This window comes from Mesorhizobium sp. M0772 (genome assembly GCF_040320135.1).
In the GTDB taxonomy this organism is placed as follows: Bacteria; Pseudomonadota; Alphaproteobacteria; order Rhizobiales; family Rhizobiaceae; genus Mesorhizobium.
In genome coordinates this window covers 80575-98885 of the sequence record NZ_JAMYPB010000015.1, presented here as the reverse complement: position 1 = coordinate 98885, position 18311 = coordinate 80575, and the positions used below count along the sequence as shown (strand labels likewise).

Here is an 18311-nt window from a genome sequence, read left to right as displayed (position 1 = left end):
GCTTCCTTGAACTCGTGTTCGATCGCCGACAGCGTCGACAAAAGGCCATCCTTGTCGGCGTAGCAGCCCTGCAGCCAGCGCTTGCCGGTGCCGGAGAACGCCTTGCGGGCATGCATGACGCGGGCGTTGTCGACGATGAAGGCCTGGCCCGCCTCGAGCTTGAAGGTCACTTCGAAGGACGGATCCTCGATCAGTTCGGCAAACCGGCGATAGGCGGCGTAGTAGGCCTCCATCTCCGCGAACGGCACATCGACGGTCGGCGCCAGCGAGCGGTTGTTGAAGCGGATGGCGATGAGTTCGCCATCCGGCCCGAGCTCGATCATCGGCCGCTTGGCCTGCAATCGCACGCCCGACGACCCCGCATATTCGAAACGCGCCGGGTATGAACTCAACAGCCGGAAGCGTTCGGGGTTTTCTGCCTGCAGCGCGGCCGCCACGGCAAAACCATCGACGACGCTGGATTCGCCGCCCTCCACCGTGTTTTCGATGCAGGACAGGATCTGCAAGGTCGGCACCGGATCGCGATAGGGATTGTCGGTATGCGCCTGCAGGCCAAGATTGGTGTAGGCCAGATTGGTTGGATTGACCTCGGCGCGCACCTCGAACCAGCGGCCGTAATTGGTCTCCCTGATATAGCCGAACAGATCGGACACTTTGCACAGCGCCCCGGATTCGGCCGGCAAATCGTCCATCACCGCGAAGCCGTAGGTCTTCACCGCCGACAGCCATTGCCGCAAGACGGCGCGATCGCGGCTGGCAGCGAGATAGCCGGCGCGCGGCACCGAATTCTGCATAGAGGCCCTGGTCCATCGCACGGTGCCCTCGCCTGTCCAGCCGGGCTGTCGGGCGGCATCGCGGTCATAGGCATTGGCGCTCAGCCATGCCGCAGGAAAGCGCACCGTCTTTCCCTCCGGTTCGAAACTGACTTCAAGCGCATCGCCCTTGATCGCGGCTGCGCCGATCCATGTCTGCGCGGGAATGTCGAGAATGGTGATCAGCCGCTGGCCGTTGCCGGCGCTGCGCGTCTTGTCGTCGAGCGCATTGTCGCGCAACCACACGGCGTGAAAGCGAGTGCGCGCGCCATCCTTCCACCCGAGGTCGATCGTCCTTCCTTCGTCGCCGATCAGCGCCTGGGTAAGCATGGAGATCCGTTCCTGTCCGCTGCGCCCCGCAGCCAACTCCGCAGGGTTTCCGGTTGCATCGTGATGATGTCGAAGGCATAACTCAAATTATCATTTTGCGGCCAAAGGCCATAAACGGTTTATGCCTCAAACAACCCTGCCCTTGCCGCCGCTCGACTGGCTGCGGAGTTTCGAGGCCGCCGCGCGGCTGTCGAATTTCACCGCCGCCGCGGCCGAGCTTGGCCTGACCCAGGCTGCGGTCAGCCAGCACATCCGTTCTCTCGAAGAGCGGTTGAAGCAGCCGCTGTTCATCCGCCTGGCGCGCGGCGTCGAATTGACGCCGGAGGGTGCCGCCTACCTGCCGCATCTGCAATCGGCCTTTGCCGTGATCGCCAACAGCACGCGCGAGTTGTTCGAACCCAAGACCGTCCAGAGCGTGACGATACGCTCGCCGATCTCGTTTGCCGTGCTGATGATCGCGCCGAAGCTGCCGCAAATGGCCAAGGACCTGCCCTTCGTCCAGCTGCAGATCGAGACCATCCACACACCGGCCGATTACGGCGAGCGCTTTGTGGGTCTCGACATCCGATTCGGCATTGGCTCCGGCTCCTTTGCCGGACGGCAGGCCGACCGCCTCACCCGCGAAACCTTAACGCCGATGGCGTCGCCAAATGTCGCCAAGGCCAAGGATTGGACAGGATTGCCGAGACTTACAGTGGTCGGCGCGCGGGAAATGTGGGGCGAGTGGTTCGCCGTCGCCCGGATGAAGCCGGCGCTCGGGCCCACGCACAAATTCGACAGTTTCGTTACCGCGTTGGAGGCGGCGAAGCACGGCGCCGGCATGGTGCTGGGATCGCGACCGTTGGCCGACGCGGCACTGCGCGAAGGATCTCTCGTTACCCTGTCCGGCTTTACGCTGTCGAGCGGTGCCGGCCACTATCTGACCGCACCTTCGGGCGCGCATCTGAGCCCGGCCGAAGAAGCGGTCCGCCGCTGGTTCGCAACGGTCTTCGGCGTCCCGATTTCCCGATAAGCCCCTGAATACGCGGCAAACTATTGGACGACGTGACGCGGCGCATAATTTGTCGCGATACTGCGCCAGGCCGGACGTCAAGCTTCGGCAGGGTTCCGCTCGCTACAGGCGGCCAAGAAAAATCGCGGAGGAAATTCAATGCTCGACAAGGCCCCCAACAAGAAGCTTTCCGACCTGCTCGATCGCTTCGGCGCGGCACTCGCCGCCGGTGACATCGACAAGGCGGTCGCCTGCTTTCAGGAGGATTGTTTTTGGCGCGATCTCGTCAGCTTCACCTGGAACATCAAGACCATGGAAGGCCGTGACCAGGTGCGCGACATGCTGGTGAGCCAGCTGGCCAAAACCAACCCATCGAACTGGGCGATCGCCAGGGGCGAGGACGCCACTGAAAACGATGGCCTGCTCGACGGCTGGATCAGTTTCGAAACGTCTGTGGCGCGCGGCTTCGGCCACATCCGGCTGAAGGACGGCAAGATCTGGACGTTGCTCACCACCATGGTCGAGCTGAAGGGCCATGAGGAGCCGGCCGGTTTCGACCGCCCGCTCGGCGCCAAGCACGGCCATGGCAAGAACCGCCCGACCTGGAAGGAGGAGCGCGAGAAGGAGGCCGCCGAGCTCGGCTTCAAGACGCAGCCCTATACGCTCATCATTGGCGGCGGCCAGGGCGGCATCGCGCTCGGCGCGCGGCTGCGGCAGCTCGGCGTGCCGACCATCATCGTCGAGAAGAACGAACGGGCCGGCGACAGCTGGCGCAAGCGCTACAAATCGCTCTGCCTGCACGATCCGGTCTGGTACGACCATCTGCCCTATATCGACTTTCCCAGGAACTGGCCGGTCTTCGCGCCCAAGGACAAGATCGGCGACTGGCTGGAAATGTACGCCAAGGTAATGGAGCTGAACTACTGGTCGTCGACCGAGGCCATGAGCGCTGTCTATGACGACAGCAAGAAGGAATGGACGGTGGTGGTGCGCCGCGACGGCAAGGACATCACGCTGAAGCCGAAACAATTGGTGCTGGCCACGGGGCAATCCGGCAAGGCCAACATGCCGAACTTCAAGGGCATGGACACATTCAAGGGCGACCAGCATCACTCCTCGAAGCATCCGGGACCCGATGCCTATGTCGGCAGACAAGCTGTCGTCATCGGCTCGAACAACTCCGCCCACGACATTGCAGCAGCCCTTTGGGAGGCCGGCGCCGACGTCACCATGGTGCAGCGCTCGACCACGCACATCGTCAAGTCGGACACGCTGATGGAGATCGGCCTGGGCTCGCTCTATTCGGAAAAGGCGGTTGCGAGCGGCATGACCACAGCCAAGGCCGACCTCGTCTTCGCCTCCCTGCCCTACAAGATCCTGCACGAATTCCAGATTCCGGCCTATGCCGAGATGAAGAAGCGCGACGCCAACTTCTACAAAGGCCTGGAGAAGGCCGGCTTCATGCTCGACTGGGGCGACGACGGCTCCGGCCTTTTCATGAAATATCTGCGACGCGGCTCGGGCTATTACATCGATGTCGGCGCCTCCGACCTGATCATCGACGGGTCGATCAAGCTGAAAAGCGGTGTCGACGTGAAGGAGATCAAGGAGCATTCGGTCCTGCTCAGCGATGGATCGGAACTGCCGGCCGATCTCATCGTCTACGCCACCGGCTACGGTTCGATGAATGGCTGGGCGGCCGATTTGATCTCACGGGAGGTCGCCGACAAGGTCGGCAAATGCTGGGGCCTCGGCTCCAACACCACGAAGGACCCAGGCCCCTGGGAAGGCGAGCTGCGCAACATGTGGAAGCCGACGCAGCAGGAGGCGCTGTGGTTCCATGGCGGCAATTTGCACCAGTCGCGCCATTACTCCCAGTTCCTGGCGCTGCAGCTGAAGGCGCGCATGGAAGGCATCGCGACGCCGGTCTACGCGCTGCAAGAGGTTCACCACAAGGCTTAGGCAGCGCCGCCGATGCGCTTCCAGTAGATGAGCGTGCCGGTCAGCCCGCCATGCGGTTTCAGGGCAAAGTCCGGTATTTCGCCAGTGAGCGTGAAGCCGAGTTTTTCGTAAAGGCCGGAAGCGCCCTCCTCGGTTGCGGTGTCCAGCACCAGAAGCGTGCGGCCTTTCTCGACGGCGAGCGTTTCGGCCGCCCGCATCAGCCGGCTCGCTATGCCCTTGCCGCGGTGTTCGACGCGGGTCATGAGCTTGGCGATCTCGGCCCGGTGCGGCTGATTGACCGGAAAGTCGAGCAGCAAGGTGACGGTGCCGATCAACGCGTCGCCATACCAAGCACCCAGCACCGCTCTTTCACCTCTCTCTGCTGCCATCAACGAGTTGCTCCAGAAGGTTTCCGCCGCTTGCCTGGATAAGGGATGCATGAAGCTGACGGAGCCGCCGGCCGCGACCGTCTCGATCAGGAGGTCGGCCAGCATGTCGCGTGTTTCCGCAGTCAGCGACCTGATTTCGATGGGACTCACCTGCACTTTCCCTTGCTAATCCAGACGCGCGACGCGGCGCCGCTTTCGTCTCGCCTTGATCGCGGCGATGCGATCGGTGTCTTTCGGCTGCAGATGCAGCCCGCGTTCGAGGATTTCGAGCGTGTATTCCTCATAGGTCAGGCCAAGCCGCTCGGCCTTTTCCATGCGCATCAGCATCACGTCACGGCTTGGCGCCTTCCACGCCTTGGCATGCGCTGCCTGCCAGGCCAGGAAGATGTAGGGATCGCCCTTGCCCCATGGCGGGCCCTTGTAATCATCGAGCGGCGGTCCGCCATTGTCGGAGCGCTTGGGACGTCTTGCCACGATTTCAGCCCCTGACCAGCGCAACCAGATAGTCGGCCGGCTGCGGTCCGACGGCATGGAACGTGCAGTCCGACGGCGCGCCGAGCGCCAGGCAGTCGCCGGGCTCGAGACTATGCACCATATCACCCTCGGTGAACTCAAGTCGCCCGGAGATCAGCCACATCTGCTGCTTGATGAAGGCATAGGACGCCGCCGGGAAACTCACACTGGCGCCAGCCGGCAGTTGCACCCGGATCAATTCGAGCGGCGTGTCGGAAACCGGCGACAGATGCCGGCGGACATAGCCCGTACCGGGGTCGCGCCAAACCGGCTGCTCACTCTCGCGCAGCAGGCCGCCACCTTGCTGCTCGGCGCGCGCAATCAGCGTCGACAGCGTCATGCCAAAGGCAGCGGCGATGCGCACCAGCAGCGCCGCCGTCGGACTGGTCATGCCGCGCTCGATAGTGCTGAGCATGGCTTTGGAGACGCCGGAGCGGTTCGCCAGGTCGGCCAACGACCAGGCCCGCAAGGCTCTTTCGGCGTGGATCCGTCTGCCGATCGTAGCCGACATGTCATTCGCTATATCAGTCATTCGTCCAATATATCGAATATTTGGATTCGGAAAAGAGGCAGGCAGCTTGAATTTTCGCTGACCGGTTAACCCCTGCTACACCATCCCGCATCACGCCACCTTAACCCCGTCTGTGTAGCATCGAGGCTCCACGGGAATGGGGATCGGATCGTATGTTTGTCGAGCGCGAAGCCTCCGTCGGCGAATCGACCTCGCAGGAGCGCCGCCGCGCAGAGCAGAGCGACAAGCGCATTCTCGGCAACGTCGTGCAGTGCGACGGTGCGCGCGCCACCATCAGCGCCTATGCCGACGACATCGAAGGCGCGGTCACCGGCCTGTGGACCGTCGGCAAGATGATCTCCATCAATCTCGGGACATCGCGCACCGTTGGTCTGGTCTACGAAATCGGCAAGTCGGATCGCGCCTGGAGCAATGAGGGACAAAACCCCATCGAGGTCAGCGTCGAGTTGATCGGCGAAGTGCGCGACGGCGCCGAACCGGGGGCCAAACCGGTGTTCGACCGCGGCATCACCACCTATCCTCATATCGGCGCCATAGCGCACCGCATCCGTACCCGTGATCTGCAGGCGGTCTACGATCTCGCCGGGCGTCATTCGATCACCATCGGTACGCTGTCGCAGGATGAGTCGATCGACGCCAACATCGCCATCGACGACACGCTGGCGCGCCATTTTGCCGTTGTCGGCACAACCGGCGTCGGCAAATCCACCGCCATCTCGCTGCTGCTGCGCAAATCGATCGCCGCCCGGCCCGATCTGCGAATCCTCATTCTCGATCCGCACAATGAATTCGCGGCATCCCTGCCTGAGTTCTGCGTCCGGGTCGATTCCAAGACGCTTGATCTGCCGTTCTGGATGTTCAGGCTTGAAGAATTCGCCGAAGTGCTGTTTCGCGGCCGAGAGGTCGTGCCGGAAGAAGTCGATGTCCTGCGCGACCTGATCCCCGCCGCCAAGAACCTCTATCGCAATCCGAGTTCAGGCTCTTACGTGCGCCGCGGCAGCGATGCGCTGACCGCCGACACGCCGGTGCCCTACCGCATGGTCGATCTCATCAAGCAGATCGACGAGCGCATGGGCCTCTTGGAAAGCAAGAACGACCGCCCGACGCTGAAATCGCTGAAGACGCGCATCGAGTCCGCCGCGTCCGACCCGCGCTATCGCTTCATGTTCAATTCGCGGCTGATCGAGGACACGATCCACGAGACGATCGGCAATATTTTCCGTGTGCCGCATCATGGCCGCCCGGTGACCTGCTTCGAGATGGCCGGCATGCCGTCCGAAGTGGTCAACTCCGTCTGTTCGGTGCTGGCTCGGCTCGCCTTCGACCTTGCGCTGTGGAGCGAGGGCCGGCTGAAGCTCTTGCTGCTGTGCGAGGAAGCACACCGCTATATGCCGGCCGATCCACGCCTTGGCTTCGCCCCGACAAGGCATGCACTGTCGCGCATCGCCAAGGAAGGCCGCAAATATGGCTGCTATCTCGGCGTCGTCACCCAGCGCCCGGGTGAACTCGATCCGACCATCCTGTCGCAATGCTCGACTTTCTTCGCCATGCGGCTGGCCAACGAGCAGGACCAGGCGATCATCCGCTCGGCGATCGCCGATTCCTCCGCCTCGACGCTGGCCTTCCTGTCCTCCATGGGCCAGCGCGAAGCCATCGCCTTCGGTGAAGGCGTGGCGACGACCATGCGGCTGAAGTTCGAGAAACTGGCGGAGAACCTGATCCCCGGCACCGCCAAGCGAGAGCAGGACGAGTTCTCGCAGGACGGCAACGACGTCGATCTCGCCGCCATCGTCGAGCGGCTGCGCAACGTGCCGAAACCGCAGCAGCAGATGGCCTTCGCCGAGGTCGTGGACTCCGGCCGCCAGGCCGGCGATCCCGATTACCGCAAGCCGGCCACCGCCCAGCGCGTCCAGCCGGACGACGATTTCGACCTGCGCTACGGCCTCAAGCCCACAACCTTCGGCATGCGCCCGCAGAACGATTAGCCTGCACACCCTTCTGGCCACCGGCAAGCCGCGTCAACTTCCGAGATCAGCTTCGTCAGCCAGCTTGGGTAAATCACGCCAGAAAATTCGTCAGGCTGAGTCGGTCGGTGTCGACTTCGAGAACCGGAGCGGAGCGGACATTGAGTCCGTGAGCCACCGGAAGCGCAGAAGACGGCATCAAACGGCCAGCCTCACGAATTTAATGCCGGGATTTCAGGCGCAGACGCGATTGCGGCCTTGCCTCTTCGCCTCGTAAAGCTGGCGGTCGGCGCGGCGGTAGAATTCCTCGGCGGTTTCCTTCCGATCCCAGACGGCTAGTCCGACGCTGGTGGTGATCTTGAGGCGGACATTGCCCGACAGCACCGACATGTTGGCAATCGCTTTGCGGATGCGTTCGGCGAACTTCCCCAACAACTCCGCATCCATGTTGGGCGTAACGACGGCGAACTCCTCGCCCCCAAGCCGCGCCACCACATCGTGGTAGCGCGTCATGCCTTTGAGGCAATTGGCGACTGCCCTAAGCACCTCGTCGCCGACATCGTGGCCATGCGTGTCGTTGACCTGCTTGAAATGATCGAGGTCGAGGATCATGAGCCCGACGGGCTTTTCGATGCGGCGGAATTCCTCGAGATATTCCTTCAGCGCATCATCGAAATAGCGCCGGTTCTGCATGCCGGTAAGGCCGTCGGTCAATGCCGCATGTTGCAGCGTTTCCGAGCGGGCGCTGAGCGAAACCGTCATGGCGCGCAGCTTGCCCTCTTCCGTGGCCTGCCTACGAATCAGCGGGTAGATGAAGAACACGCCGAAGAACAGCGCTGTCGCCAGCAGCACCCCGGTGACAAACAGCAGCGTGTTGAGATAGGCGATCCTCTCGACCCGGGAAGTCGTATCGTGACCGACCGCGATGGACTGCAATTGACCATAGGCATAAAGCGTCACCAGGCCTGCGGCCAGGATCACGAAAATAAAGACGAAAAATGCGGATTCCGCCTTGTGGAAACGCATCTGCTCCCCGTTGGAAAAGTACCCCCCGGATCTATGGCATGCCGGCGCCTTACGGACGGTTAATCCAGACAACCGGAGCGGGAATGTTCATTCCTACTTCTGTTTCTTTAATTGTATTGGCAGCACGAAATCAAATCACGGCTTGCAGGCCGTCGCCGGGCTGCAATCTCAGCCATTCCGGTCCCAGCTGATGGCGAAACCACGTCGTTTGCCGTTTGGCATATTGCCGCGTCGCTGCCTTGCAGCGCTCGATGGCCTGGGGAAAGCTGATGTCACCCGCCATGGCGGCCGAAAGTTCGCGAACGCCGATCGCTTTCATCGCCGGCAGGTCGGGACCGAGGCCAAGCGCCGCAAGCCGTTTGACCTCATCGAGCGCGCCGAGATCGAGCATGCGGTCGAACCTTGTTTCGATCCGCTCGACAAGGGCGGCGCGGTCCGGCTCGATAACGAAGAACTGAGCGCTGTCGCGGTCGATCAGCGGCCGGCCGCGCGCTGCCTGCCATTCGAGGATGGAGCGGCCGGATGCGTCGAGCACCTCCAGCGCCCGCACGATGCGCTGGCCGTCGGTCGGCTTCAGCTGCATGGCGACCGCCGAATCCTCATGCATCAGGATGCGGTGCAGCTTGGCTGCGCCTTGCTCCTTTAACTCGTAGCGCCAGCGGTCGCGTACCTGCTGCGGAATGTCGGGCATTTCCGAAATGCCCTCGGCAAGTGCGCGAAAATAGAGCCCGGTGCCGCCGACGAAAATCACCGGACGTTCAAAGCCGGCGTCATCGGGCTGTCGGGCGAGCGTGCCGTCATCGATCAGCTTCATCACGTCGCGCAGCCAGGCGCCGGTGGAATAGGCGGTGGAGGGATGCACGTGGCCATAGAGATAGTGCGGCGCGCTGGCGAGGTCGGCGGCATTCGGCCGCGCCGTCAGCACATCGAGCACCGAATAGCCCTGCATGGAATCGGTGTTGACGATGACACCGCCCTTGCGCTCGGCGAGGTCGAGCGCCAGCGCCGACTTGCCGCTGGCGGTCGGCCCGGCTATCAGGATCGCGTTCTTCACGCGGCCCTCGCCCGCCTGCCCGCCCTCGCCCAGCTGCTTGGAAGTCTCGATGCCGCTCATTGCCACGCTTGTGTCTCACCCCGTCCGCCGCGCGATGTCGGCCTCGCTTGCGAATATGGCCTCACGGTCGGTCGGCGCAAGCGCTGTTCGCTGGCTGGGCGAAGGCGTCGCCTGCGATCTGGTGTTGCCCGAGGGGGCAGAAGCCGCTGAGGCAAGTGCGGCCTTGCGCACAGCACTTGGTTCAGAGCCGGTCGACGTGATCGTTCAGCAGGGCGAAAGCCGCCGCAAGACAATCCTGCTTGCCGATATGGATTCAACCATGATCGACCAGGAATGCATCGACGAACTCGCCGACGAGATCGGCGTCAAGGACCGCGTTGCCGCCATCACGGCACGCTCGATGAACGGCGAGATCGCCTTCGAGCCCGCCTTACGGGAACGCGTAGCGTTGCTGAAAGGCCTCGATACGGCCGTTGTCGACCGCATCATCGCGAACCGCCTGACGCTGGCGTCGGGCGGCCACGCCCTGGTGCAGACGATGCGCGCCAATGGCGCCTGGACGGCGCTTGTCTCCGGCGGCTTCGACGTCTTCACCAGCCGTGTCGCCGCCATGCTCGGCTTCGAGGAAAACCGTGCCAACCGACTGATCGAGGAGAACGGGCGCTTTGCCGGCCTAGTCGCCGAGCCGATCCTCGGCCGCGCCGCCAAGGCCGATGCGCTGAACGATATCTCGGCCCGCCTGGGCCTGACGCCATTCGATGCGATTGCGGTCGGCGACGGCGCCAACGACCTCGACATGATCCGCCTGGCCGGCACCGGTGTCGCGCTCCACGCGAAGCCGGCCGTTGCTGCCGAAGCCAAGGTCCGCATCGACCATGGCGATCTCACCGCGCTGCTTTATCTCCAGGGCTACCGCCAGGAAGAGTTCGCCCAATGAAACCGATGCGCACCGAGCGCCTCATCCTGCGCAACAGGGAAGACCGCGATCGCGAACTCTTCCACCGCATCAATTCGGACGAGCGGGTGATGGAATTTTTTCCGTTCCGCCGCGACCGCGCCGAGACGGATGCCAAGATGGACGAGTTTCAGGGCTGGATCGCCGAGGACGGCTTTGGTTTTGCCGCCGCCGAGATCGCTGCGACTGGGGAATGCATCGGTTTCGTCGGCCTCTTAAAGACCGATCACGTGCCGTCCCTGCCCTCCGATACGATCGAGATCGGCTGGCGGTTGGTGCCCGAGTTCTGGGGCAAGGGCTACGTCACCGAGGCAGCCGAGGCATGGCTTTCTTATGGCTTCGAGACGCTTGACCGGGACGAGATCGTCTCCTTCGCCGTCGCGGCCAACCGCCGCTCGACGGCCGTCATGGAGCGTCTTGGCATGAGCCCTGACCCGGCTCGCGATTTCGACCACCCATCCATCCCTGACAGCCACCCGCACCTCAAGCGGCATGTCCTCTACACCCTGTCGCGCAACGACTGGCAGGCAAGAAAAAGGGCGGCTAACTAGCCGCCCTTTTCATTTCGAAATCAGATCGTTGCAGGCCTGACCGGACTCAATCCATCCGGATCGTCACGAAGCGCAACTCGCCGGTCTTCGACGCCAGCATCAGAAGTGCATTCTTGCGGCCCTGCTCCTTCAGCGCGCCGATCCGGTCCATGACGTCCTTCGGGGTCGCGACCGATTCCTGGGCGATTTCGGTGATCACCTCGCCGGCCTGGATGCCGCGCTCGGCGGCGGCCGAATCCTTGGTGACGTCGGTGATGACGACGCCGGAGACGTCGGCCGCGATGCCGAATTTTTTCCGTGTGTCGTCATTGAGCTCGCCGACGGTCATGCCGAGCACCGAGGCCGTGGAGACCGCGGGCGCCTTGTCGCCGCCCTTGTCCTCATCGGTAGTGCCGTCCTCACCGGCAGCGACCTTCTCGCCGTCCTCAAGCCGGCCGAGCGTCACCTTCACCGTCTGCTCGACGCCCTTGCGCACGATGATCACGTCGACCGCCTTGCCGACCGGGCTTTCCGCCACGACGCGCGGCAGGTCGCGCATTTCATGGATGTCCTTGCCATCGAACTTGATGATGACGTCGCCGGCGAGAATTGTGCCGTTGTCGACCGGTCCGCCCTTGATGACGCCGGCCACCAGCGCGCCCTTGGCGGTCGCCATGCCGAGGCTCTCGGCGATGTCGTCGGTCACCGGCTGGATGCGCACGCCGAGCCAGCCGCGACGGGTCTCGCCGAACTGGCGCAGCTGGTCGACGACGCCCGAGGCAAGCTGCGAGGGGATGGAGAAACCGATGCCGATCGAGCCGCCCGACGGCGAGATGATCGCCGTGTTGATACCGATGACCTCGCCCAGGCTGTTGAACAGCGGCCCGCCGGAATTGCCGCGGTTGATGGCGGCGTCGGTCTGGATGAAGTCGTCGTAGGGGCCGGAATTGATGTCGCGGTTGCGGGCCGAGACGATGCCGACCGTCACCGTGCCGCCAAGGCCGAACGGATTGCCGATCGCCATCACCCAGTCGCCGACGCGCATCTTGTTGGAATCGCCGAATTTCACCGCCGTCAGCTTGTGGCCCTTCGGGTCGACCTTGAGCACCGCCACGTCGGTCTTGGTGTCGGTCCCGACCAGCGTCGCCTTCAGCGTCACGCCGTCGGAGAAATTCACCTCGATGTCGTCTGCATCGGCGATGACGTGGTTGTTGGTGACGACAATGCCTTGCTCGGCGTCGACCACGAAGCCGGAGCCCAGCGACTGTACCTTTTGCGCGCCGCCATCCTTGTCGCCGCCACGGTTCTTGAAGAAGTCGTCGAAGAAATCCTGGAACGGCGAACCCTCGGGCAGCTGCGGCATCGGCACCGCGCCCGGACCTTCCGTGCCCTTCACGGTCTGCGAGGTCGAGATGTTGACCACCGCACCGAGCAGGCCTTCGGCGAGGTCGGCAACCGAAGCCGGTCCGTCCGCGGCCATCGTCGGCGTCACGAAAGCTGGAACGGCAAGCGCGCCGACCAGAAGTGCCGCAGCACCTGCGATGAACGTCCGCCGCGCCGCGCGCAGAAGGGTGTTGGATGTCATCGAAAGCCTCCCGGATTGCAGAAAAGAAAAGCGCTTCGGCAAAACGCCGCGTCGCGTCATGTTGGCAAGAAATACGGCACGTTTGCGGCTATGGCCACATCAGGAGGATAAATCCTCCGTTACACCTTAGAACGGTTCGCCGTTTCGCGGAAACGGCGAACCGTTCGATCCCTTTGCTTTTACGCAATTCCGGACGGAAAACCGCTCACACTTTCCTGGAATTGCAGATCAGCGGTCCTCAGCCACGCACCAACCAGACGATGCCGACGCCGATGGCGATCGCCACCAGCCCGACGATGCGCAGCGCAATTTCCGGCGTCGACAGCACTTCGCCGGCAAGACGTTTGGCAAGGCCGGGAAAGCCGCCATAGACCAGACCCTCTACGACGAGGACCAGGCCTATGGCCGCAAGGAAATCCTGCACCGCCCTACTGGGCGGGTGCAGGTTGTGCAGCCGGCGCGGCAGGTGCCGTCGCCGGAGCCGCAGGTGTCGCCGGCTTCGCGTCCGTACCGTCCGGATTGCGGAAGAAGCGGAAGAACTCCGAGTTCGGCGAAAGCACCATCGTCGTCCCGGAGTTGTCCAGCGCCGTGCCATAGGCATTCATCGACCGGTAGAAGTCGAAGAACGCCGGATCGCGTTTGTAGGCGTCGGCAAAGGTCGCACTGCGCTGGGCTTCACCTTCACCACGCAGGATTTCCGATTCCTTGCGCGCCTCGGCGACGATTTCCACCACTTCGCGGTCGGCGCGGGCGGTGATGCGCTGCGCGGCCTCTTTGCCGCGCGCTCTCAGCCGTTCGGCCTCGGCCAAACGTTCGGCCTTCATGCGGTCGAAGGTCTGCTGCGAAACCTCAGCCGTCAGATCGGTTCGGCGGATGCGCACATCCTCGATCTGCAGGCCGAGCGAGGTGGCGTCGGGCCGAAGCTGATCGCGCACTTCGCGCATCATCACGGCCCGCTCTTCCGAGAGCGCCGCCTCGAAGTCGCGCAGACCGTAGACACGGCGCAGCGCCGCATCGAGACGCGTCCTCAGTCGTGCTTCGGCCAGTGTGATCTGACCGGACACCGCGGAGCGGAACACCCGCGGATCCGAGATGCGGTACGCGATGAAAGCGTCGACCTCATAGAACTTGCCGCCCGAAACCTGGACGCGGATGTTATCGAGATCGAAGCGCAGCACCCTGTTTTCGATCAACTGCACGCTGTCGGCGTCGAAGAAGGCGAAAGGCGCCTTGAAATAGATGCCGGGTTCATTCTTGACGTCGACGATCTCGCCGAACCGCAGCACGAGCGCCTGCTGGCGCGCGTTGACCACGAAGACCGAGGAGTAGAGCAGGAACAGAAGCACGGCCGCGATGACCGCGATGATGGGAAGACGATTGGCCATCACTGGGCTCCTCCCGTGGTCGCGCCGGCAGGCGCCGGCGCCTTCGGCTGCAGTGCCGGCAGCGGCAGATAGGGAACGACGCCTTGTCCATTGCCCTGTTCGACGATGACCTTGTTGGAATCCTTCAGCACCTTTTCCATCGTTTCCAGATAAAGCCGCCGGCGCGTCACATCGGGCGCCTTGGCGTATTCGTCATAGACCGAGATGAAGCGCTGCGCCTCACCTTCGGCTTCCTGGACGACACGGTTCTTGTAGGCTGCCGCGTCCTCGCGGATCTGCGCCGCGGCGCCACGCGCCTGGCCGAGCTTCTGGTTGGAATACTGGTTGGCCTGCTCGACGAACTTGTCTTCGTCCTGCTCAGCGCGCTGCACTTCGTCGAACGCGTCGGCCACTTCACGCGGCGGCGCCGCGTCCTCGATCGAAACTGCGTTGACGTTCAGGCCGGCCTTGTAGCCGTCCAGCGTCGTCTGGATGATTTCACGCACCGACGCCGCAATGCCCTGACGGTCGTCGCGGAAGATGTCCTGGGCCGGTCGCCGGCCGACCGCTTCGCGCATGGCGCTCTCTGCGACCTGCTGCAGCATGCCTTCTGGGTCGGAGACGTCGAACAGATAGGCCCGGGGATCGGAGACCTGGTAGGCCACCGAAAACTGGACGTTGACGATGTTCTGGTCGCCGGTAAGCATCAGCCCCGACGAGTTGCCGCTCGTCGCGCCGCCACCACCGATATCGACGAGTTGTTCGGCGATGTTGGCCGTCTCGACGGTTTCGACGGGCCACCAATGGAAATGCAGACCTGGCTGCGACAGCTCCGCCTTCGGCTTGCCGAAGCGCAGCTCGACCGCAACCTCGTCCGGCTGCACGGTGTAGACCGCCTTGAACGCCCACAGCACGATCAGAGCCGCTGCGATCAGCGCAAACACGGCCGGGCTGGCGCCGCCGCCACCGGGCAGCGCGCGCCGCAGCCGGTCCTGGCCGCGGCGGATGATGTCTTCGAGATCGGGAGGTGACCCCGGCGGGCCGCTAGGCCCCTTCGGTCCCTGCCCCCAGGGTCCCTGATTGTTGCCGCCGCCACCACCCCATGGGCCGCCGCCACCGCCGCTCTTGTCGTTCCAGGGCATGAATGTCCTTTCGCTTGGAATTCCCTCGGCGCCGGCGTTGCGGCGCAAAATCCAGTTGTTCTTCTATAGGGATGCCGCGATGCGCTTTCAACGCGATCCGCTGCCGAGCATGTCCGTTTTGGACGTTCGCGACCCTTTTATCGTCTCAATGCACGCCGCGGCGTCGCTCGTAAACCGAATAGCGCGTCGCATGGCTGTCCTTTTCACCGGCCGGAACGTCCTGAGCGCTGACAAGGCGCCACAAATCCGGATCGATGTCGGGAAAATGCGCGTCGCCATCGACCGTCGCCAGCACATGGGTGACGTGCAGCCGGTCTGCCAGCGGCAGCGCCTGCGCATAGATCTCGCCGCCACCGATGACGCAGATTTCGTCGACGCGGTTCATGCAACGCCCGCGCACCGTGGCCAGCTGGATCGCGGCCTCCAGGGAGTGCGCTACCTCTATGCCCTCGGCGCGCCAGGCCTTGTCGCGGGTCACCACGATGTTCAATCGGCCCGGCAGCGGCCGGCCGATGCCTTCATAAGTCTTGCGGCCCATGATGACGGGCTTGCCCATCGTATCGGCCTTGAAGCGCTTGAGATCGGTGGACAGCCGCCACGGCAAGCCGCCGTCGCGCCCGATGACGCCGTTCTGAGCAATGGCGACATAGATTGCGACGTCCATCAGTTGGCTTCCCCGGCGCCGTTATCCGACGGCTCCAAAAGCAATATGTCGATGTTGTGCTCGGGATAGAAATCCTGCGCCGTCGTCTCGAAGGTCGTCGGCCCGACCTTCTTGACATTGTCGCCGCAAAACGAGATCAGCGCTTTCGGATTGCCCTTGTCGACGGTTAGCTTGAACTTGCCGATGCTGCCATTGGCCCAGTTGCCGCCGGTGGTCAGGATATAGGCTATGCGGTTCTCGTAAAAATGCGGATAACCGTCGGCCTTGGCGGCCTGCCGCACCGCATTCTCGAAGCTGTCGTCCATGCAGTAGCGGGTCTTGTAGGTCGTGTACTGGCTGCCCTCGGTGAACTTGCCGTCATAGAAGAAACTCACCGATGACGTGCCGCCGACGCTCGGTTTGTAGCGGTGCGAGACGTGGACATTCTTGTTGGCCGGAAATATCGCGCGCCACCAATAGGTCGAGCGCAACTGCCACCACGGCGTATAGACCTTGTTCGCCTCGGTACCGTCGCTGCCCGTATCCTCGATGATGATGCCGCGGTTTTCCCAATCCTCGGCGACCGTTTTCGGCAGCTTCGCCAGGGCCGCCTTGGCCGCATCGCCGAACGGATTGAACGGCACGTTCTGCGCCTTCAGATCGGCGCCGATATCGATGCCGACAGCGAACACTTTCTGCTCGAGCTGCGGCTTTGCCGGCGCTCCGTCGATCGTCACCTCGAAGCCAAGGAAATTGTCGCTCTGGTTTTCCGGGATGGCCGGCATTTCCTCCGGATTGCCTTCGATGTCCGGCAGCGGAAAAGCGACGATGGCATTTACATCCTTGTCGGTGTTGTTGTGGAAGACGTAGTCGACCGTGATCTTTTCCGGCGAGATATAGAGGTCCTCGCTTTGCATCGACACCGCGTCGCTACGCGACAGGATCAGGCCACCTGTGCCGAGTTCGGCGGTCGTATCATTGGCCAGCGCGGGCACGGCTAAAAGCGCCAGCGCTACGGACAGAACATATTGCAACATCGAAGCCCCTCGCCAAGAATGCCGCGACCCTAGCCGTTTCAATGTGGCGTTTCAAAGCCTTCCGTCTCCCAGCAGGACGCCACAGTGTCTGGACACGCCAATCGGCGGTCTGGACTAACAGGTTTCGATCGGGCAGGAGTTCGCGTCATGCGCAAGCTTCTCGTCATCGGCATCGGCGCCGGCAATCCCGACCATATGACCGTGCAGGCCATATCAGGCCTAAACCGGGCGGACGTCCTGTTTATCCCCGACAAGGGGGCGAAGAAGAACGACCTTGCCGAATTGCGCCGCCATATCTGCGACCGTTTCGTCAGCAATCCGAAATCGCGCCGCGTCGAGTTCGACGTGCCGGTGCGCGCCGAGCCGGCGCCTTCCTATCGCTCGACCGTCGATGACTGGCACGAGGCCATCGCCCAGATTTATGAGAGCCTGGTCCGCGACGACCTTGCCGAGGACGGCTGCGGCGCCTTCCTGATCTGGGGCGACCCCTCGCTCTATGACAGCGCGCTGCGCATTCTCGAGCGCGTACGGCTCAGAGGCAATGTCGCATTCGAATTGGAGGTCATTCCCGGCATCACCGCCGTCCAGGCGCTAGCCGCCGGCCACAAGATGGCGCTGAACCGCATCGGCGACCCCGTGCTGATCACCACCGGCCGCCGCCTCGCCGAACAAGGCATGCCGCACAATGCCGGCAGCGCCGTGGTCATGCTCGACGGCAAATGCGCCTTCAACACGCTGGCAGACAAGGATCTGATCATCCACTGGGGCGCCTATCTCGGCACACCCGATGAGATCATCGTTTCCGGTCGCCTGGGTGATGTCGGCGAAGAGATTGAGAGGACGAGAGAAGAAGCCCGGAAAAGAAAGGGCTGGATCATGGACACCTATCTGCTGCGTAAAGCAGGAGAGCCCGAGGAATAGCGCGCTCAAAGGTCGAGTTCCTTCGCGCCCCCTCTGTCCTGCCGGACATCTCCCCCTCTAGTGGGGAGATTGGCCGTCACGGAGGATTTCGCCAATCGCCTAACAGATAAGCGCCCGTCTACGGGCGAGCTGATCTCCCCCCTTGCGGGGGAGATGTCCGGCAGGACAGAGGGGGGTGTGACGGATCGCAAGCTTCAACCCTCACCCAGCATCAATCTCGGCCTGCAAGGCGTCCATATGCGTGGCCGCCGCTGCCGCCGCAGCGCGCTCGATAGCGCGAAAACGGCTGACGACTGCAAGGCCAACTGATGTCAGCTGCGCGCCGCCGCCCTTTTTGCCGCCGGTCTGCGCCGCGACCAGTGGCTTGCCGAACACACGGTTCATATCTTCCACCAGATCCCAGGCGTGCTTGTAGGACATCTCCATGCCGCGTGCCGCAGCCGAGATCGAGCCGAAAGTGGCGATCTGCTCCAGCAATTCGATCTTGCCCGGACCTATGCGCCCGTCCGGATCGAGATTTATCCGCAGGCTCAGCGACGGCATCTCTTGTCCTCCACAGTCACACTAGCCCCTCTCGACCCA

Annotated in this window: 18 protein-coding genes and 1 pseudogene; 6 read left to right on the top strand and 13 right to left on the bottom strand. The window is 63.2% G+C overall.

Annotated elements, in window-relative coordinates; genetic code table 11:
* Positions 1-20: 20 nt before the first annotated feature.
* Positions 21-1142, bottom strand: a pseudogene (gene tmpA, locus NKI06_RS13210) (2-trimethylaminoethylphosphonate dioxygenase); the annotation flags it as partial.
* A gap of 121 nt (positions 1143-1263) precedes the next feature.
* Here tmpA and NKI06_RS13205 point away from each other — a divergent pair.
* Together NKI06_RS13205 and NKI06_RS13200 are read left to right on the top strand one after the other, a co-directional pair.
* On the top strand, positions 1264-2154 hold the full coding sequence (locus tag NKI06_RS13205; protein ID WP_023682083.1) for a LysR family transcriptional regulator: 891 nt from the start codon (positions 1264-1266) through the stop codon (positions 2152-2154).
* Between the two features lie 138 nt (positions 2155-2292).
* Entirely contained in the window at positions 2293-4095 is a 1803-nt protein-coding gene (locus tag NKI06_RS13200; RefSeq protein WP_023668342.1) for an NAD(P)/FAD-dependent oxidoreductase, read from the top strand.
* On the opposite strand, the gene NKI06_RS13195 is transcribed toward NKI06_RS13200, so the two are convergent.
* The 3 genes from NKI06_RS13195 to NKI06_RS13185 are packed head-to-tail and all read right to left on the bottom strand — an operon-like array spanning position 4092 to position 5508.
* Positions 4092-4613, bottom strand: a complete 522-nt coding sequence (locus NKI06_RS13195) for a GNAT family N-acetyltransferase (RefSeq protein WP_023668341.1) — start codon at positions 4611-4613, stop codon at positions 4092-4094. The two genes, NKI06_RS13200 and NKI06_RS13195, sit on opposite strands and share 4 nt — an antisense overlap.
* Positions 4614-4628: 15 nt before the next feature.
* A complete protein-coding gene (locus NKI06_RS13190) occupies positions 4629-4937 on the bottom strand; it encodes a hypothetical protein (RefSeq protein WP_023682084.1) in 309 nt (102 codons plus the stop codon).
* 4 nt (positions 4938-4941) lie between these two features.
* Positions 4942-5508, bottom strand: a complete 567-nt coding sequence (locus NKI06_RS13185; RefSeq protein WP_352985652.1) for a helix-turn-helix domain-containing protein — start codon at positions 5506-5508, stop codon at positions 4942-4944.
* Positions 5509-5660: 152 nt separating this feature from the next.
* Here NKI06_RS13185 and NKI06_RS13180 point away from each other — a divergent pair, with 152 nt between their 5' ends.
* Complete coding sequence (locus NKI06_RS13180) at positions 5661-7493, top strand: ATP-binding protein (RefSeq protein ID WP_352985650.1); 1833 nt, start codon at positions 5661-5663, stop codon at positions 7491-7493.
* A 213-nt stretch (positions 7494-7706) separates the two neighbouring features.
* On the opposite strand, the gene NKI06_RS13175 is transcribed toward NKI06_RS13180, so the two are convergent.
* Positions 7707-8498, bottom strand: a complete 792-nt coding sequence (locus NKI06_RS13175) for a GGDEF domain-containing protein (protein WP_023690907.1) — start codon at positions 8496-8498, stop codon at positions 7707-7709.
* Positions 8499-8628: 130 nt separating this feature from the next.
* Positions 8629-9612, bottom strand: a complete 984-nt coding sequence (gene miaA / locus NKI06_RS13170) for a tRNA (adenosine(37)-N6)-dimethylallyltransferase MiaA (protein ID WP_352985648.1) — start codon at positions 9610-9612, stop codon at positions 8629-8631.
* Here miaA and serB point away from each other — a divergent pair.
* On the top strand, positions 9602-10489 hold the full coding sequence (serB, locus tag NKI06_RS13165; protein WP_352985646.1) for a phosphoserine phosphatase SerB: 888 nt from the start codon (positions 9602-9604) through the stop codon (positions 10487-10489). The two genes, miaA and serB, sit on opposite strands and share 11 nt — an antisense overlap.
* Complete coding sequence (locus NKI06_RS13160; RefSeq protein WP_352985644.1) at positions 10486-11058, top strand: GNAT family N-acetyltransferase; 573 nt, start codon at positions 10486-10488, stop codon at positions 11056-11058. The genes serB and NKI06_RS13160 overlap by 4 nt, the downstream gene beginning before the upstream one ends.
* Positions 11059-11104: 46 nt before the next feature.
* Here the strand turns inward: NKI06_RS13160 and NKI06_RS13155 are convergent, their stop codons facing one another.
* The 6 genes from NKI06_RS13155 to NKI06_RS13130 form a co-directional block, all read right to left on the bottom strand.
* On the bottom strand, positions 11105-12622 hold the full coding sequence (locus tag NKI06_RS13155) for a DegQ family serine endoprotease (protein WP_023668334.1): 1518 nt from the start codon (positions 12620-12622) through the stop codon (positions 11105-11107).
* Positions 12623-12860: 238 nt separating this feature from the next.
* On the bottom strand, positions 12861-13046 hold the full coding sequence (locus NKI06_RS13150) for a DUF2065 domain-containing protein (RefSeq protein ID WP_023668333.1): 186 nt from the start codon (positions 13044-13046) through the stop codon (positions 12861-12863).
* A gap of 4 nt (positions 13047-13050) precedes the next feature.
* Positions 13051-14007, bottom strand: coding sequence for a protease modulator HflC (hflC, locus tag NKI06_RS13145; protein WP_023733844.1), 957 nt, complete (start codon positions 14005-14007; stop codon positions 13051-13053).
* Complete coding sequence (gene hflK, locus NKI06_RS13140; RefSeq protein ID WP_023714743.1) at positions 14007-15128, bottom strand: FtsH protease activity modulator HflK; 1122 nt, start codon at positions 15126-15128, stop codon at positions 14007-14009. Before hflK ends, hflC begins: the two co-directional genes overlap by 1 nt.
* A 145-nt stretch (positions 15129-15273) precedes the next feature.
* Entirely contained in the window at positions 15274-15792 is a 519-nt protein-coding gene (locus NKI06_RS13135; protein WP_352545489.1) for a dihydrofolate reductase, read from the bottom strand.
* Positions 15792-16808, bottom strand: coding sequence for a DUF4424 domain-containing protein (locus NKI06_RS13130; RefSeq protein ID WP_352545490.1), 1017 nt, complete (start codon positions 16806-16808; stop codon positions 15792-15794). The genes NKI06_RS13135 and NKI06_RS13130 overlap by 1 nt, the downstream gene beginning before the upstream one ends.
* A 147-nt stretch (positions 16809-16955) precedes the next feature.
* Here NKI06_RS13130 and cobF point away from each other — a divergent pair, with 147 nt between their 5' ends.
* Positions 16956-17729, top strand: coding sequence for a precorrin-6A synthase (deacetylating) (gene cobF / locus NKI06_RS13125; protein WP_023750920.1), 774 nt, complete (start codon positions 16956-16958; stop codon positions 17727-17729).
* Positions 17730-17930: 201 nt separating this feature from the next.
* Here the strand turns inward: cobF and NKI06_RS13120 are convergent, their stop codons facing one another.
* Complete coding sequence (locus tag NKI06_RS13120) at positions 17931-18272, bottom strand: winged helix-turn-helix domain-containing protein (RefSeq protein ID WP_023667411.1); 342 nt, start codon at positions 18270-18272, stop codon at positions 17931-17933.
* Between the last annotated feature and the right edge of the window lie 39 nt (positions 18273-18311).